Source organism: Escherichia sp. 94.0001, from assembly GCF_013369155.2.
Classification (GTDB): domain Bacteria; phylum Pseudomonadota; class Gammaproteobacteria; order Enterobacterales; family Enterobacteriaceae; genus Escherichia; species Escherichia coli_F.
On sequence record NZ_JABWMS020000165.1, the window covers coordinates 1 to 1,433 of the forward strand.

Annotated in this window: 1 protein-coding gene; it reads right to left on the reverse strand. The window is 31.1% G+C overall.

The window, feature by feature from the left end; all coding sequences use genetic code 11:
- Positions 1-1,336: hypothetical protein (locus HEN33_RS24940; RefSeq protein WP_183083511.1), on the reverse strand; the 1,336-nt coding region annotated here is incomplete at its 3' end.
- Positions 1,337-1,433 lie beyond the last annotated feature (97 nt).

Below are 1,433 nucleotides of genomic sequence, written 5' to 3' on the forward strand. Positions count from 1 at the left end.
AAATAAGGTTAATGGACTCGCCCTGATAAGTCATAAAATAATTGATGTCATTTAATAATGCTCGGATATTTACATGATTTTTACTGAATTTTATTTTAAATGCTATCTTTAGTATAGCAAACGCGGCAATGATAAATCCAAAAGGTAATTTCTCATAGTTCAGTTTATTGATGGTGCGATGAACACTTTCAGTCTTTCCTGAAGTAAGTTGTCTCAAACAGTTAACAAATTCTGTATAGCCATTTAAGACATAATGGCATGAAGAATCTTTTAAAGAGTTTTCTATGTTTTGTAATGTGACGCCGTTGTTCAATGTATAAATGTAACCGCCAAAGACAATGTTTTCAATCTCAACGACACAATTTATTGTTTTTTGTTCAGGATAAAGATAAATATCAGAAATACTATAGTCTCGTATTGCGTCAATGGCATCCCACGATAATGCACTGTCAATTTTCAGTGTATAAAATGGTGAGTTCTCATTAGGAAAGTAATATATGTATTTGTTCAGTATATTCATTACATCTATTGGGTTGGTTAAATATAATAACTGGCATTCATATTCTGAAACTTCTCTTTCGCTTATCAGCATTTTATATAAAGTTGCCAGGATGCTTGTTAATGAAGTTCGTCTTTCGAAAGCCAGTAATATAGTGAGATAATAACATGCAACCTGAACTTTATCTAAGTCAGAAATTATTTTTTCCTTGTCTTCATTACTTAAATAAAGCAGATGTTTACAGGTTTCTTTGCATGTGTTGATAGTTGCGATAAGTTTTGTTTTTCCTGGTGTACTGTTTTTGCGAATATTACGAATGAATTCATATACGCCATCAAAGATATCTTTGAAATGCGCATTCGCTGGCGTGTATCCGGATAAACATAACTTAACGTAATTTCGCAGATATGTCCTTGCAGCATGATATATATCATCCTCATTATCCGGTATCTGAGTGAGAAAAGAATGAATATGATAGTAAAATGCCATCTCATTATCCGGGCGATATGTGTTCCTGATGTCGAGTGCGAGAATCATTGGTACAATGTCATTAAAATATTTTTGTTTTATTATTTGATGTGTTTTGTCTGTAAAAACAGAATAGTGCATTAGCTTAACATAGATATCTTCATATCTCCTAAATATAACTTTTCGTTGTTCTTTACTCAATACTTGTTCTTTATCAATAATGTTTATTAATTCATCAAACATGTCGCCCAGTGAATGTTGATGTGAGGAAAAATTTTTAATATTTCGGATGTCACGGCTATTCTGGTTTTTAGCCAGAACACCAAAACATGAAAAGACATCATACATTATAGTGATAAAATTATACATAACATTCTCCTTTTATTGCACTATATAAAATTTTAACATTATATCATTTTGCTTTTCTGTTAACTGGTTTTCATTTTTGAATCAATATTTTCTGAAC